The sequence below is a fragment of the Proteus sp. HMSC14B05 genome (assembly GCF_001808035.1).
Lineage (GTDB): Bacteria > Pseudomonadota > Gammaproteobacteria > Enterobacterales > Enterobacteriaceae > Proteus > Proteus mirabilis.
Map to the genome: position 1 here is coordinate 70,566 of NZ_KV791994.1, position 16,084 is coordinate 86,649.

The following is a 16,084-nucleotide window of genomic DNA, read 5'->3' on the forward strand; positions in this document are numbered from 1 at the left end:
TCAAAATCAGTTACCTTTCACAATAAAAAACGTTATAACCCACTTTCTACCGTAAATATTTGCCGATAACCATCAATATCACGCATAAAAGCAATATACTGATCATTAGGTGAAAATACGACTGCGTCACCACTTGGTGCTTGTGCTGTTTTATCAGTTAATCGCGTTAATTCACCTGTTTTAGCATTACATAACATCACGCTATTATCACAAATAAAGGTGAGATATTCTCCGCTATGGCTCCAAGTGAATGCAGATTGAATATCCCATTGCTGTAAAGTGACCTGTCTAATCGCTTTGGTGGTTGGCGAAACGGTATATAGCTGGACAACACCATCATCATCTTTCATCAGAAAAGCAACCGCATCTCCTTGCGGTGAACTTCTTAACCAATGACGAGGTTGATTTAAAACACCGGGATATTTTCTATGGTGGGTATTCGTCAAGCGAATTTGTTCAATCCCTTGTGCAGGAGCTGGCATCGTCGTCTCTGTTCCTGCCAGAGGTTTATCACCTTCTAGGCTGAAAGCATGATCATCATCTGGCAAATCAACTAAGAAGATATCAGCGACCTTCTCACCACTTTCACTGACCGTATCACCAATAAAAGCAATAGCCCAACGCTGTTGTGAGCCATCAGCTTTGGTATAACCTTGTTTACCTATCCAACACTCTTCATAGGCTTTATTAATTTCATCACTGCCTTTTTGTGGATAAGCGACTGTTTGGCTTATTAGGGTACAGAAATATTCACCGTCATACTCACGGGGGTGCTTTTTCGCAACTTTAACGGCTTTGAGTGGCACTGCGATTGCAACATTACGTTGATCGAACTCGCGCCCTAACTCATGCATTATGTGATCATTATAAGTAAAGCTTAAACGTGTACCATCAGGGCTAAACACATGCACATGGGTTCCACCACGTAACGCGCCAGCTTGATAAGGCGATGTCAGGGAACAAGCATCAATATTAACTGCACCAAGATCTTCCTGCTCATTAACAATCACACCGCGACGGTGATGAAAATCATAATGCCATAAATCATCGGGATTTTCTGGGCCATGAATAAAAGCATAACGTACCGGTGCCACAGGGCTTATTGTGGCAACCCCAACATGAGCGCCTTGAGTGGCGGTGTAAATTATCTGTTGCTGTTTTGTTTTCGCATGAATTTTTTCTATGGTTAATCCTGTAAAAGATCCACCATTGGGACGTACATCATAAACTAACCACTGGCTATCTGGTGTCCAAACATTTATATTGGTTAACTGATGATGACGACTATCAAATGTAATCTGTTGTTCCTGAAAAGACATAGTTATCCTTATCGGGAAATAAATTTCCACATTATAAAAACTAATTGATTTTACCTGGCACTAAAAAAACTCAGTCGAGACTTTTTCGCAAGGTGATTACTCTACCCTCACTAAACAGTCAAAAAATTAAAAAATCATGTTACTTAGTGTTCTTTATATTATTGGTATTACCGCAGAAGCCATGACAGGGGCACTTGCCGCTGGTCGCCGTAAAATGGATGTTTTTGGCGTTATCATCATTGCATCAGCCACTGCTATTGGTGGTGGTTCAGTAAGAGATATTCTTCTTGGTCACTACCCTTTAGGTTGGGTCAAACACCCTGAGTATATTGTCACAGTAGCTTGTGCTGCGGTGATCACTATTTGGGTCGCCCCCATGATGAAACACCTACGACGCTTATTTCTCATTTTAGACTCCATCGGATTGATGGTTTTTTCTATTATCGGTGCCCAAATTGCACTCGATATGGAATATGGTCCTATTATTGCTGCCATTGCAGCCGTGATCACCGGCGCTTTTGGTGGCGTTTTACGTGATATGCTGTGTAATACCATTCCCCTCGTCTTCCAAAAAGAGATCTATGCGGGTGTCGCATTTGGCGCCGCTTGGCTCTACATGGGATTACTGTTTTACACGCCACTCCCTAAAGATGTCGTGATTATTATTACGCTTGTTGCCGGACTCACGGCTCGGCTACTCGCTATCCGCTATAAGCTTGGCTTACCCGTATTTAATTATGAAAATCAAGATTAGCGAAACGGAGTAATAACAACAGCAATTATTGTAGATTCTGTGGGGTATCTCAAAGTATCATCTCTTTTCTCGATGATGATAAAAGGCAATTCCTATCACTGAGACGTTATTTGTATGTTAATATTGGGCTTACTCAATTTTTCTCTTATTTCAAAACAAAAAAATAGCTGAATTAAGAAAAAAATAGCCCTGTATTAAACAAGGGCACTGTATGTGCTTCGAGGTATGTGTATACTATAGGGGGATTTGCTCCCTAGACATACATTTATATTAATTCTCCAGTCAAATTCAGAAAGTCATCATGATCCAAGGAACACTTTATATTGTTTCCGCTCCAAGCGGTGCGGGTAAATCAAGTCTTATTCAGGCTTTATTAAAAACACAGCCTTTATATGACACACAGGTTTCTGTCTCTCATACTACCCGCCCAATGAGACCAGGAGAAAACCATGGTGAGCATTACTTCTTTGTCACTGAAGAAGAATTTAAAAGTATGATAGCAAGTGGAGATTTTATCGAACACGCTTGTGTGTTTGGTAACTATTACGGTACATCGGGTAAAGTTATCAAACAGATCTTAGCCAGTGGCGTTGATGTCTTTTTAGATATCGATTGGCAAGGTGCGCAGCAGGTACGTAAAAAGATGCCTGAAGCTCGCAGTATTTTTATTCTGCCACCGTCTAAAGAAGAGCTTTACCGCCGACTTCGCGGGCGTGGGCAAGATAGTGAAGAAGTGATTGCTAAACGTATGTCACAAGCTGTGTCTGAAATGGAACATTTTAATGAGTATGACTATTTGCTCATCAATGATGATTTCAATACTGCGCTTGCTGATTTACAATCAATCATTCGCTCAGAAAAATTACGCCTTGATCGTCAAACACTACGACATGGTGATTTAATCAGCAAATTATTGGCAGACTGAGACAAGTTTCAGTATTATGCCCAGTCATTTCGTTAATGGTGGAGTAACACAAATATGGCACGCGTAACCGTTCAAGACGCTGTAGAGAAAATTGGTAACCGTTTTGACCTCGTTCTGGTCGCAGCACGTCGTGCGCGCCAGTTACAAGTTGGCGCTAAAGATCCTTTAGTACCAGAAGAAAATGATAAAATGACGGTTATCGCACTACGCGAAATCGAAGAAGGTTTGATTAACGGTAAAATTCTTGATGCTCGTGAACGTCAAGAGCAGCAAGAGCAAGAAGCCGCAGAATTACAAGCGGTTTCAGCGATTGCGGAAGGTCGTCGTTAATCGTCTCATAAAATAGGGGTAGGTCTGCCTTGTACCTGTTTGAAAGCCTGAATCAAATCGTTCAAAAATACTTGCCACCTGAGCAAGTTGAACAACTCAAAAAAGCCTTTATCGTCGCCAGAGATGCCCACGAGGGACAGACTCGTTCAAGTGGTGAGCCTTATATTACTCACCCTGTGGCGGTTGCCTGTATTCTTGCCGATATGCGATTAGATCATCAAACGCTAATGGCGGCATTGTTGCATGATGTCATTGAAGATACACCTGCGACATTTAAAGATATCGAAACTCTGTTTGGCAGTACGGTGGCAGATCTGGTTGAAGGCGTCTCAAAACTGGATAAATTAAAGTTTCGAGATAAAAAAGAGGCTCAGGCTGAAAACTTTCGCAAAATGATCATGGCGATGGTAAAAGACATTCGCGTTATTTTGATCAAATTGGCAGACCGAACTCACAATATGCGCACGCTGGGTTCACTACGCCCAGATAAACGTCGCCGTATTGCACGCGAAACGCTGGAAATTTATAGTCCTCTTGCTCACCGTTTAGGTATACACCATATTAAAACTGAGCTAGAAGAATTAGGCTTTGAGGCTCTGCATCCTAATCGCTACCGCGTGATTAAAGAAGTTGTTAAGGCAGCTCGTGGTAACCGTAAAGAGATGATTAATAAAATCCTCTCTGAAATTGAAGGGCGCCTTACAGAAGCGAGTATTCAATGCAAAGTTAACGGTCGCGAAAAACACCTTTATTCCATTTATCGTAAAATGTTGCTAAAAGAGCAACGTTTTCACTCAATTATGGATATTTATGCCTTTCGCGTCATCGTTAAAGATGTCGATACCTGCTATCGCGTGTTAGGCCAAATGCATAGCCTTTATAAACCTCGCCCTGGCCGCGTTAAAGACTATATTGCTATCCCCAAAGCTAATGGTTATCAATCCCTTCACACTTCGCTCATTGGTCCTCATGGTGTCCCTGTTGAAGTACAAATTCGTACCGAAGATATGGATCAAATGGCTGAAATGGGCGTTGCGGCCCATTGGGCTTATAAAGAGCAAGGTGAGCAGCCGGGGACAACAGCCCAAGTCAGAGCACAACGTTGGATGCAAAGTTTACTTGAATTGCAACAAAGTGCAGGTAGCTCTTTTGAATTTATCGAAAACGTGAAATCAGACCTTTTTCCTGATGAAATTTACGTTTTCACCCCAGAAGGTCGCATTGTTGAATTACCAACGGGTGCGACTCCGGTTGATTTTGCTTACGCAGTTCATACTGATATTGGTCATGCTTGTGTCGGTGCAAGGGTTGATAGACAACCTTATCCACTCTCACAGTCTTTACGTACCGGACAGACCGTTGAAATCATTACTGCGCCGGGTGCAAGACCAAATGCGGCTTGGTTAAACTTTGTCGTCAGTTCAAGAGCCCGTTCAAAGATAAGACAGTTGCTCAAAAATCTAAAACGTGAAGACTCTATTAATTTAGGTCGTCGTCTACTTAATCACGCTTTAGGCCATCATAAAGTGGCAGATATTCCGCTAGAAAATATTGAACGAGAGTTGAAGCGCATGAAGCTTCACTCAATGGACGATATTATGGCTGAGATAGGTTTAGGTAATGCGATGAGTGTTGTTGTGGCGCGTAACTTATTGATTGACAACCAACAACAAGAAGAACACACACATCTAAGCATAACCAATGACGAAACACCTAAATTACCTATTAAAGGGGCTGATGGTGTACTTATCTCATTTGCTAAATGTTGTCGCCCTATTCCTGGTGATCCTATTGTTGCGCACATTAGCCCTGGTAAAGGCTTAGTTATTCACCACGAATCTTGTCGTAATATTCGCGGTTATCAAAAAGAGCCAGAAAAATTCATGCCAGTTGAGTGGGATAAAGATATTGATGGTGATTTTATTACCGAAATCAAAGTCGATATGATAAACCATCAAGGTGCATTAGCGAATTTAACCGCAGCAATTAATGACGCTAATTCAAGCATTCAGAGCATGAATACCGAAGAGAAAGATGGACGCGTCTATTGTGCATTTATTCGACTGACAGCCAAAGATCGCATCCAATTAGCCAATATTATGCGTAAACTTCGTATCATGCCTGATGTATTACGTGTCAGCCGTAATAAAAACTAATTATGAATCCAACACGCTATGCCCGCATCTGCCAAATGATGGCGATGCGGCAACCTGATCTCACTGTTTGCCTTGAAGAAGTGCATAAATCTCATAATGTTGCTGCTGTAATACGCACTGCGGACGCGGTGGGGATCCCTAAAATCCATGCTATCTGGCCTGAAGAAAAAATGCGTATGCTGGTTTCTCCCGCAGCGGGCAGTAATAGCTGGGTAAATGTTAATACTCACCCAACCATTGCCGACGCCATCAACACTTTTCGTGCACAAGGCATGCAAGTTCTTGCGACCCATCTCTCAGATAAAGCGGTTGATTTTCGTGAGATTGATTACACACAACCAACCTGTATTATTATGGGGCAAGAAAAAACCGGTATATCACCAGAAGCTATCGCGCTGGCCGATCAATATATCATTGTACCGATGATGGGTATGGTGCAATCTTTGAATGTTTCTGTGGCGAGTGCATTAATTTTATATGAAGCACAACGCCAACGTCAGGCGGCGGGCATGTATAATCGAACCGAAAGTGCATTAACTGCAGAAGAGCAACAAATTTTACTCTTTGAAGGTGGCTATCCAGTACTTGCTGAAGTTTCTCGTCGTAAAGGACTGCCTCGCCCTTATATTAATGATCGTGGTGAAATTGAAGCACCGGACTCATGGTGGGCAGAAATGCAAATGACACAAAAACAACTTAGGAAATTTAAACTGACGGAGTAACTTTCCCATGAAAGGAAAACTGCTTGATGCAATCCCCTTAACCACTCTTCACGGCGTAGGTGCAAGTCAGGCAGATAAACTGGCCAAAATAGGGTTAGTCACTGTGGAAGACTTATTGCTTCATCTTCCTTTACGCTATGAAGATCAAACCCATCTGTATGCCATCAGCGATCTACTTCCTGGTATTCCAGCCACTGTTTCCGGTGAAATCTTAAGAACCGAAGTAAATTTTGGTCGTCGAAAAATGATGACCTGCCAAATTTCTGATGGTTCAGGTATTTTAACCTTACGCTTCTTTAACTTCACGGCAGCCATGAAAAATAACCTTGCTCAGGGTAAGCAAGTTATCGCTTATGGTGAAATAAAACGAGGAAGTCGAGGCCCTGAAATTATTCACCCCGAATACAAAATTAAAGTGGCTGGCTCAGAAGTTAAGTTACAAGAAACGCTTACCCCTATTTATTCAACAACAGAAGGCTTACGCCAGACATCGTTGCGTAAATTAATAGAACAAGCCTTAACCTTACTTGATACTTGTGCCATTAATGAACTGCTTCCTGATCAATTTATTTATGGTTTACCGCCACTCGCTACCGCGTTACGAACCTTACATAATCCTCCCCCTGATATTGCGTTTGCTGAACTTGAAAAGGGGCAACATCCTGCACAAAAACGACTGATTATTGAAGAATTATTAGCGCATAACTTAGGTATGCTTAATGCTCGGGCAGGAGCACAATCTTATCGTGCAGAACCCTTATTAATGCCACATGGCTCAACATTACGTGAACAATTTCTTGCAACATTGCCCTTTACACCCACCACAGCACAACAGCGCGTCGTCAATGAAATAGAGCAAGATCTAGAAAAAAATTATCCTATGATGCGCCTAATTCAAGGGGATGTTGGCTCAGGTAAAACCTTAGTTGCTGCACTAAGTGCATTAAGAGCGATAGCCAATGGTAAACAAGTGGCTTTAATGGCGCCCACTGAGTTACTAGCGGAGCAACATGCCCTCACCTTTAGAAAATGGTTTGAGCCTTTTGGTATTCAAGTGGGGTGGTTGGCTGGCAAACAAAAAGGTAAAGCGCGAGAAGCACAACAAAATGCAATAGCTAATGGCGAGGTTTCCATCATTATTGGCACTCACGCCATTTTTCAAGAGCAAGTTAAGTTTCACTCTCTCGCATTAGTCATTATTGATGAGCAACATCGCTTTGGGGTACATCAACGCCTTGCATTATGGAAAAAAGGCGAAGAGCAAGGCTTTCATCCACACCAATTGGTGATGACCGCAACCCCCATTCCTCGAACACTGGCGATGACCGCTTACGCGGATATGGATACCTCCATTATCGATGAGCTACCTCCTGGTAGAACCCCAGTAACGACAGTGGCTATCCCTGATACTCGGCGAAATGACATCATTGAACGTATCAGGGTGGTTTGTAGCGAAGAAAATCGCCAAGCCTATTGGGTTTGTACGTTAATTGAAGACTCCGAAGTCCTTGAAGCACAAGCAGCACAAGTTATTTATGATGAGCTGACGATTGCCTTACCGGAAATCAAGATTGGATTGGTTCATGGTCGAATGAAGCCGGCAGAAAAACAGGCGGTGATGGCCGACTTTAAAGAAAACAAACTACAGCTTTTGGTCGCAACGACCGTGATAGAAGTCGGGGTAGATGTACCTAATGCCAGTTTAATGATCATTGATAACCCTGAACGATTAGGTCTTGCACAATTACATCAGTTACGAGGGCGTGTTGGTCGAGGTGCAGTGGCTTCCCATTGTGTCTTATTATATAAAACGCCTTTAACTCAAACTGCTCGTTTACGTTTACAAGTGCTCAGAGACAGTAATGATGGCTTTGTTATTGCACAAAAAGATCTCGAGATAAGAGGACCAGGTGAACTATTAGGAACTAAGCAGACGGGCAATGCACAATTTAAAGTCGCAGACTTATTACGCGATCAGGCGCTTATTCCAGAAGTACAACGTATTGCTCGTTATTTACATCAACATTATCCTAAGCATTCGCAAGCGTTAATCGAACGCTGGCTACCTGCAAAGACCCAATATAGCCAAGCTTAAACGACACCGTTTAAATGGCTTAGAGCGCACTTGAGGGCTTAATACTGTAATAAAAAACGGCACAGACTTACCTGTGCCGTTCTCATTCGAACTAGATGAACACTGTCATCACCCTGCTATAGGCGTAAAGAATGGTAGCATCAGATACAATTTGATCACTATCGCATTCACTATATCAATAAAGAATGCACCGACCATCGGAACAACTAAGAATGCAAGATGAGAAGGACCAAAACGATCTGTCACAGCTTGCATATTAGCGATAGCCGTTGGCGTAGCGCCTAAACCGAAACCACAGTGACCCGCGGCCAAAATTGCCGCATCATAATTTTTACCCATAACACGAAAAGTGACAAAAATTGCATACAATGCCATTACTGCCGCTTGAACACCGAGAATAACCAACATAGGTATTGCCAGTGATGCCAGCTCCCATAATTTTAAGCTCATCAGCGCCATCGCTAAAAATAACGATAAGCTAACGTTACCTAAAACAGAAACGGCTCTATCAAATACACGATAAAAACCGAGCATTGATAGGCTATTACTTAAAATAACGCCAATGAACAGTACACACACAAAGGTAGGTAATGAGAAAGCCGTACCTTCTAGTAACTGAGATAAGAAAGTCCCTGCCATTAAACAGATAGAAATCATCGCAATGGTTTCCAATAACACCATTGAAGTGATCATTCTCCCCGTAGCGGGTTTCTCAAAGGCTGTAGGCATTTCATGATCATCACTGCCTGCGCCAGGGGTTGGAATGTTACGAATTAAATAACGCGCAACAGGGCCACCAATTAATCCACCTAACACTAAACCAAAGGTTGCACAAGCCATAGCCACTTCAGAGGCACTCATAAAGCCGTAGCTTTCAACGAATGTTTTCCCCCAAGCGGCACCCGTTCCATGACCACCTGATAAGGTAATAGAACCGGCTAATAATCCCATAAGAGGATCAAGGCCTAGCATTTCTGCTAATGCAATACCTACTGTGTTTTGAACTAAAAGTAATCCAACGACCACAAACACAAAAATAAACAGCGCTTTTCCTCCCGCTTTTAAGCTGGCAAGGTTCGCGTTTAAACCAATTGTTGCAAAAAAAGCGAGCATCAGTGGATCTTTTAAGGAGAGATCAAAGCTAATTTCCCAGTCCATAAATGATTTTAATGCAAGTAAAAGAGCTGCAACAAGTAACCCACCTGCAACGGGTTCTGGGATCGTATACCGTTCTAAAAAAGGAACAGATTTCACTAACTTACGTCCGAGTAAAAGAACCAAAGTGGCCGCGACTAGCGTGCCATAAACATCGAGATGATACATTTATGTACCCCGTCTTATTTGTTAATTTTGTATAAAAAAACTACGACGCTAAGTTCATCCATGAACAACGCCAAAAGCAGGTATACCCCGATTAGAAAAAAAAACGACGATAAACACAAGTTAAAACATATAAAAATGTGAGCGCCTCTTATGCATTTTGATAACATCAATTTTACGCAAACGATTGCTTTTGTGGCGCAGATCATTAAAATACGCTTTTTGCCAGATAAGAAATTCACATCATGGTTACTTCAGAAAATCGTAATTTGTCACAAAGTAGTCAGATTTCGCCCCAAAAAACGAGTGAGCTTCTATTCGCTTTAGAAGAAAAGCCCCCATTACCACAAACACTATTTGCGGCTTGTCAGCATCTATTAGCCATGTTTGTCGCCGTAATAACCCCTGCTATCTTAATTTGCCAAGCATTAGGATTACCTGCACATGACACTCAACGCATTATCAGCATGTCATTATTCGCCTCAGGTATTGCATCACTGATCCAAATTCGAGCTTGGGGTCCCGTAGGTTCAGGTTTATTATCAATTCAAGGCACCAGTTTTAATTTTGTGGCTCCTCTGATTATGGGGGGATTGGCATTAAAAAATGGTGGCGCGGATATTCCAACAATGATGGCGGCTCTATTTGGCACTTTAATGGTTGCTTCACTTACCGAAGTGCTATTATCGCGTTTTTTACATTTAGCTCGCCGGATTATCACACCATTGGTATCAGGAATTGTGGTGATGATTATCGGCCTTTCTTTAATTCAAGTTGGGCTTACTTCTATTGGTGGTGGTTACGCCGCTATTGAAAGTAACACCTTTGGCTCACCTAAAAACCTTTTATTAGCGGGTTCGGTATTAGTGGTTATTATTTTACTTAACCGCCAAAGAAACCCTTATTTACGTGTCGCTTCTTTAGTGATTGCTATGGCTGTCGGTTATATTTTGGCATGGTGGCTAGATATGCTACCTACACCGCCTGAACAACAAGAAACACCGATTATCACCGTACCAGAACCTTTCTATTATGGCCTCTCATTTGATTGGCATTTGCTTATCCCACTAATGCTGGTGTTTATGATCACCTCATTAGAAACCATTGGTGATATTACTGCCACCTCAGATGTTTCAGAACAACCCGTCAGTGGGCCACTTTATATGAAACGCATTAAAGGGGGCATATTAGCAAATGGATTGAACTCTATGGTTTCTGCATTTTTTAATACCTTTCCAAACTCCTGTTTTGGGCAAAATAACGGCGTTATTCAATTAACAGGTGTGGCAAGTCGCTATGTGGGCTATGTCGTAGCAGCCATGTTGATTATTTTAGGGTTATTTCCCTCTGTGGCAGAATTTGTACAACGAATTCCTGAACCTGTACTAGGGGGGGCAACGCTTGTTATGTTTGGTACTATCGCTGCATCTGGGGTGCGTATCGTCTCTAAAGAGGCACTAAATCGTCGTGCTATTATGATCCTCGCCATCTCTTTGGCCGTAGGACTTGGGGTATCACAGCAACCTCAAATATTACAGTTTGCACCTGATTGGCTAAAAACATTACTGTCATCCGGTATTGCTGCAGGCGGTCTAACCGCTATTATTTTAAACCTGATTTTTCCACCCGAAAAATAATAGCTGAAACACAATCCGGCGCTATTTCACTCTTTAATCGGAATAGCGCATTTAATAAATTGATTAATAACATGATTTAATTATTACTTAAGGCAACAAAATTATTATTTACTTTTAGGCAAGAATATCGGCTAGATAAAAGAGAATGCCATAACTACTCTTTTATTGATGAATACTTGAGCAAAAGTCAATTTTCAGGCATAACTGTATGATGTTTTGATGGAGTATAAAACAGGAGAAAGGTTATGCGCTGGCTGATAAAAAGTTTGGTATCTCTGATACTTATCGTTATTTTATTTATTATTGTGATTTATGCCTTTCTTCAGACACAATGGGGTGCGCAAAAAACCAGTGAATGGTTAACACAGTATAGTGATTATGACATTCGCTTTTCCGGTATTGAACATGATTTAACTCAACCAGAACAAATTGTTGTTTATGATCTGTCCATTAACCCCAAACAAGATAAAACCGCCGTATTAGCCCAATCAGCACAACTTAGGTTTAACTGGCAATTTTTTACTACGCCGTCTCATCTGCAAAAAATTACTTTAGAGAATGGTAAAATTATTTTAGCTAATAAAATAGCTCCCCTTCCTGTTAGTGCAGATATTCTCCAGTTTAAAAATATGCAGTTAGATAGCATGCCAACATCTAGCACAACATTCACCTTTAGTGCTAACAAAATAACGGGAGGTATCACACCTTGGAAACCTACCTCGACCGATCCTATTGGTGCGGGGCATTTTCAGTTTTCCATTGCTGATGGCATGATAGGAAAAAATAGCTTTAATAATTTTATTGTTGCTGGCGAATATCAACCAAATCGTATTTTGATTGAAAAATTAGCCACCCAGTTCCTTAATGGCTCACTCTCTTTATCAGGCCAATATCAAGATAACCAATGGCAACTTAATGATGTTTACTTAACCGGACTGCGTTGGCAATCCACAAAAACCTTAGAAGAGTTACAACAATCATTAAGTCAATCTCCAGCAATGACTATCAAGCAATTGAGCATTGTTGATTTTACTGCCGAAGGGAAACAGTGGGCAATAAGTGGATTTGCTGGGCAGTTTTCTCAAGTTGCGTGGAATAATAGGCTATCACTGACATCCGGTGAGCTAAACACCGATGATATTGTCTATAAAAATCAACATGTCACTGATGTGATCGCTAAGTTAAATCAGCAAGATAATTTATTTAACATAGATAATTTAAGCTTACGCTATGAAAAAGGGCTAATAAAACTAGCAGGACAATGGAACAGCGAGACAAAGACTTTAAATATTGAAGATGCAACACTCTCAGGTATTTTATATACCCTACCTGAGCAATGGCTCTCCTTCTTTGCTAAACCTATTGAGCAAGATGTGAAGAGTATCAATATTAAGCAGTTATCATTAAACCAATCTATCCTCATTGATATTAATCCCCTCTTTCCTTTTCAATTTACCGGCCTAACAGGCCAACTGAAAAATTTAATCATCGCCAAAGATGGGCAATGGGGATTATGGCAAGGCACCGCGACGTTAAGTGCTGATAGTGGTACATTAAATGGCGTAGAGCTTCGCCGCCCTGACATAACATTAATGACACAACAAGATACTGCCATTATTCCACAGTTTTCTGCTTTCGTAGATAAAGGCATCGTGCGTGGCTCTGCTGCATTAGAACAAAACAATAACCAAAGACTATTTTCTCTTATCGTCAATGGGCTGAATGTGCCCCTCTCTTTGCCTAATAATATGGGTTGGAAATTATCGCAACCTACCGATGAAACAGGACAATTTACCTTAAAACTGAAAGGCAACTTAGCCGCTGACGCTGTTATACCAACCTTAAATGGTACATTAATAGGTAAAAAAGATGACCAAACGCCTATCGATGACAAGATGCAAGACGGCGAAATAATAAATAATTTATCCTTTTGATGGTTTAGCAGGCGCATAGATTGCGCCTGCTGCAAAAAGCGTTACAATGCAGACTCTTTCTATTTTCTTATTGCGGAGTTTTCATGTCTGATGACAATTTTTCCCTGCCAACAATCACTCTTGATGAATTTCAGCAAGCACCCTTAACCGCACTTGAAAATAGTAGTAGTGTCGAAGTGTGTGATAATAACCAAACTCCGTTATTTTATTGCCTATCAAAACAGGATTATAACACGCTAATGGGGCGTATTATGGATGCAGAATTAGCCGCCATTGTACTTGAACGTCGCCAAAAGAAACTCGATGAACTGGATTTAGAGTGATTGATTGCAGTGAGGAATAAAGCGGGATAAGCGCTAATTTCTCCCGCTATAGGCGCTTATTTAACTCAGAATGACAAAAGAAACAAACTAACGTTTTTTCTTTTTACGCCCCGGTTGTGCAAAGCGTTTACGCGTATTATTTTCCGTCTCTTTGGCTTTTGTTTTCGGAATATGGATCCCTAACGCTTTCGCATTACTACTTATCTGTTTCTTAGGTTTATTTTGCTTCTGTTTAGGGGCTTCAGAGCTTGATGCTTCAATAGCATCAAATAGCTTTATCAGCTCATCATCCGTTAAGTCACGCCATTCCCCGACAGGTAATCCCGCCAAACTAACATTCATAATACGGATACGTTCAAGCTTGGTGACTTCATAACCAAAATATTCACACATACGACGAATTTGACGGTTTAGACCTTGTACTAAGGTGATACGAAATACCATTGCGGCTTCTTTTTTCACCTTACATTTCTTGGTTTTTTGTCCCAGAATAGGAACACCCGCCCCCATACCGCGAATAAATTCATCAGTAATGGGTTTATCAACCGTGACCAAATACTCTTTTTCATGGGAGTTACCCGCCCGTAAGATTTTATTGACCAGATCACCATGGTTAGTCAAAAAAATCAGTCCCTGAGAATCTTTATCTAAACGACCAATTGGGAAAATACGGGTGCTATGGTTAACATAATCAACAATATTATCTTTCTCACCTTCATCTGTGGTACTGACGATACCTACAGGTTTATTCAGTGCGATCAACACCAGCTCAGAATTATCTTGCGCTTCAATTAATCGTCCATTCACTTTCACTTCATCGCCAGCCGTTACGCGATCGCCAATGCCTGCGCGCTTACCATTGATAAGAACCAGACCTTGCTCGATATAACGGTCGGCTTCACGACGTGAACAGATACCGCTTTCACTGATATATTTATTAAGACGAGTAGATAAATTGGTGTCCATGCTTCCCTCCGTAAACTGCGGAATATACCTCAATTAAGTGACGATAGAAACACTATTAGGTATACACTAAAGCAGAGATTTCTCACTCCTCATTTCCATGATAAGGAAAAGGTAGAAAAAAAGAGAGATAAAAACAATAAATAACTTAATTTTCAATTAAATAGAGATTTATTATTTAGTACTGTTTATTTTGTGAGGGTAACACAATGTAAGTGCCGCTAAAAACCGCTCCCGTACCTTCATCACCACAAATATCAACATCTAACTTAATACGTGCTTTGCTTCCTTTCGCTAATCGTCCTAAATCACCACTTAAATTTTCCATATCAGCAACGGCTGACGGCCGACCTGAGACTGGTTTTCGATAACGAATATGCGCATCCACCAGCACAATATCGCCTTGCAGTTTATGCTCTTGCATTAACAACCAAATCAGCCCCCAACCGGTCAGTGTTGCTAAAGAAAACTGGCTACCGGCAAAAATAGTATGGTGTGGGTTTTGATTACCGGATTCAGGGATCGTGGTATAAAAACGGGTGCCCGTATATTGCGTAATACGTAACCCCATTTTTTCACTTAGGGGGATATGCTGATGCCACTGTTTTTGCAACTCCGCGCACCAATCAGGACGATGGAGAATATCATCTAATGATTCAATACTTTTTTTCATAAAGTAATGTTTGATCGGGGTAGTTTGAGGGCCTGTGACTAAACCACAATTCTCATAACCTAATTTTTCAAAGAAACGAACGGACTCTTCTCTGGCGCTACAAACAATACGCTTTACCCCTTCTTGACGAGCTAAAGACTCTAACGCCATGGCAACTAAAGAGCCTAATCCTTTACCTTGAGCATCCTCACGTACCGCCATAAAGCGGATTGCACCTTCATTATCGGCATTTATATAGAGACGACCAATAGCAACGGGTTGCCCACTGTCATCAACCACCATCTGGTGATGCGCTAAGGTATCATAACCATCTTTTTCGGAGCCTTCTGGCTGATGTAACGGTTTACGAAGCATTTCCCAACGAAAAGTATAATAAGCTGCTAATTCTGCTTGCGTCTTAGGGGTTCGTAAATGATACATAGTAAGCTCCTATTATAATTCAACTAGACCTGCAACCAGAATGTCACTGGGCCATCATTAGTCAGGGTGACCTGCATATCGGCGGCAAATTGCCCTGTTTGGGTTTCTAAACCTTGTTGCTTACACTGCTCAACAAAATAGTGATATAAATTTTCAGCCATTTCAGGAGGCGCTCCGTTAGAAAAACCCGGTCTCATCCCTTTTTGGGTTTCAGCGGCCAGTGTAAATTGCGATACGACTAATAGGCTACCACCTGCTTGTTGTACATTCAGATTCATTTTGTCATTTTCATCACTGAAAATACGATAACCACACACTTTTTCACACAATCTTTTTGCTTTCTGTTGGTTATCGTCTTTTTCTACTCCTAATAGCACGAGTAAGCCGTGATTAATGGCGCCAACAGTCACACCGGCAATATCGACTTTCGCTTGTGTCACTCTTTGGATTAACGCAATCATACTGTATTCCTGATTAACACCGAATATGTGTTTATAAAAAAAGGATAACAAA

Annotated in this window: 14 protein-coding genes; 9 read left to right on the top strand and 5 right to left on the bottom strand. The window is 41.3% G+C overall.

Features of this window, described 5'->3' with window-relative positions:
• Positions 1-32 precede the first annotated feature (32 nt).
• The gene (locus tag HMPREF3129_RS11755) at positions 33-1,319 is read right to left on the bottom strand and encodes a YidR family protein (RefSeq protein ID WP_036919265.1); all 1,287 of its coding nucleotides are present in this window, start codon (positions 1,317-1,319) and stop codon (positions 33-35) included.
• 136 nt (positions 1,320-1,455) lie between these two features.
• Here HMPREF3129_RS11755 and HMPREF3129_RS11760 point away from each other — a divergent pair, with 136 nt between their 5' ends.
• The 6 genes from HMPREF3129_RS11760 to recG all read left to right on the top strand — a co-directional run bounded on the left by HMPREF3129_RS11760 (position 1,456) and on the right by recG (position 8,301).
• Positions 1,456-2,073 (top strand): trimeric intracellular cation channel family protein, encoded by a 618-nt coding sequence (locus tag HMPREF3129_RS11760; RefSeq protein WP_004246822.1) that lies wholly within the window; start codon positions 1,456-1,458, stop codon positions 2,071-2,073.
• Positions 2,074-2,374: 301 nt separating this feature from the next.
• Positions 2,375-2,998, top strand: coding sequence for a guanylate kinase (gene gmk / locus HMPREF3129_RS11765; protein ID WP_004246821.1), 624 nt, complete (start codon positions 2,375-2,377; stop codon positions 2,996-2,998).
• Positions 2,999-3,052: 54 nt separating this feature from the next.
• Positions 3,053-3,328, top strand: a complete 276-nt coding sequence (rpoZ, locus tag HMPREF3129_RS11770) for a DNA-directed RNA polymerase subunit omega (RefSeq protein WP_004246820.1) — start codon at positions 3,053-3,055, stop codon at positions 3,326-3,328.
• A gap of 29 nt (positions 3,329-3,357) precedes the next feature.
• Positions 3,358-5,484, top strand: a complete 2,127-nt coding sequence (gene spoT / locus HMPREF3129_RS11775; RefSeq protein WP_004246819.1) for a bifunctional GTP diphosphokinase/guanosine-3',5'-bis pyrophosphate 3'-pyrophosphohydrolase — start codon at positions 3,358-3,360, stop codon at positions 5,482-5,484.
• Between the two features lie 2 nt (positions 5,485-5,486).
• Positions 5,487-6,206, top strand: a complete 720-nt coding sequence (trmH, locus tag HMPREF3129_RS11780; protein ID WP_036919268.1) for a tRNA (guanosine(18)-2'-O)-methyltransferase TrmH — start codon at positions 5,487-5,489, stop codon at positions 6,204-6,206.
• Positions 6,207-6,213: 7 nt separating this feature from the next.
• Positions 6,214-8,301: an ATP-dependent DNA helicase RecG gene (recG, locus tag HMPREF3129_RS11785; protein ID WP_036904842.1), complete on the top strand. Its 2,088-nt coding sequence runs from the start codon at positions 6,214-6,216 to the stop codon at positions 8,299-8,301.
• Between the two features lie 108 nt (positions 8,302-8,409).
• On the opposite strand, the gene gltS is transcribed toward recG, so the two are convergent.
• The gene (gltS, locus tag HMPREF3129_RS11790) at positions 8,410-9,624 is read right to left on the bottom strand and encodes a sodium/glutamate symporter (protein ID WP_004246816.1); all 1,215 of its coding nucleotides are present in this window, start codon (positions 9,622-9,624) and stop codon (positions 8,410-8,412) included.
• A 242-nt stretch (positions 9,625-9,866) separates the two neighbouring features.
• On the opposite strand from gltS, the gene HMPREF3129_RS11795 reads away from it, so the two are divergent.
• The 3 genes from HMPREF3129_RS11795 (at position 9,867) to HMPREF3129_RS11805 (ending at position 13,515) form a co-directional block, all read left to right on the top strand.
• Positions 9,867-11,258, top strand: coding sequence for a uracil-xanthine permease family protein (locus HMPREF3129_RS11795; protein ID WP_070487044.1), 1,392 nt, complete (start codon positions 9,867-9,869; stop codon positions 11,256-11,258).
• 245 nt (positions 11,259-11,503) lie between these two features.
• On the top strand, positions 11,504-13,192 hold the full coding sequence (locus tag HMPREF3129_RS11800; protein ID WP_036919271.1) for an AsmA family protein: 1,689 nt from the start codon (positions 11,504-11,506) through the stop codon (positions 13,190-13,192).
• An 83-nt stretch (positions 13,193-13,275) separates the two neighbouring features.
• Positions 13,276-13,515: a hypothetical protein gene (locus HMPREF3129_RS11805; RefSeq protein WP_036919274.1), complete on the top strand. Its 240-nt coding sequence runs from the start codon at positions 13,276-13,278 to the stop codon at positions 13,513-13,515.
• Positions 13,516-13,602: 87 nt separating this feature from the next.
• Here HMPREF3129_RS11805 and rluF read toward each other — a convergent pair whose 3' ends face one another.
• From rluF to dtd, 3 genes are all read right to left on the bottom strand, one after another.
• Positions 13,603-14,481 carry a 23S rRNA pseudouridine(2604) synthase RluF gene (gene rluF, locus HMPREF3129_RS11810; RefSeq protein WP_017628653.1) on the bottom strand — a complete coding sequence of 293 codons (879 nt, stop codon included), beginning with the start codon at positions 14,479-14,481 and terminating at the stop codon, positions 13,603-13,605.
• A 175-nt stretch (positions 14,482-14,656) separates the two neighbouring features.
• Positions 14,657-15,571, bottom strand: coding sequence for a fatty acid biosynthesis protein FabY (gene fabY, locus HMPREF3129_RS11815; RefSeq protein ID WP_004249085.1), 915 nt, complete (start codon positions 15,569-15,571; stop codon positions 14,657-14,659).
• 23 nt (positions 15,572-15,594) lie between these two features.
• On the bottom strand, positions 15,595-16,032 hold the full coding sequence (dtd, locus tag HMPREF3129_RS11820) for a D-aminoacyl-tRNA deacylase (RefSeq protein WP_004246810.1): 438 nt from the start codon (positions 16,030-16,032) through the stop codon (positions 15,595-15,597).
• Between the last annotated feature and the right edge of the window lie 52 nt (positions 16,033-16,084).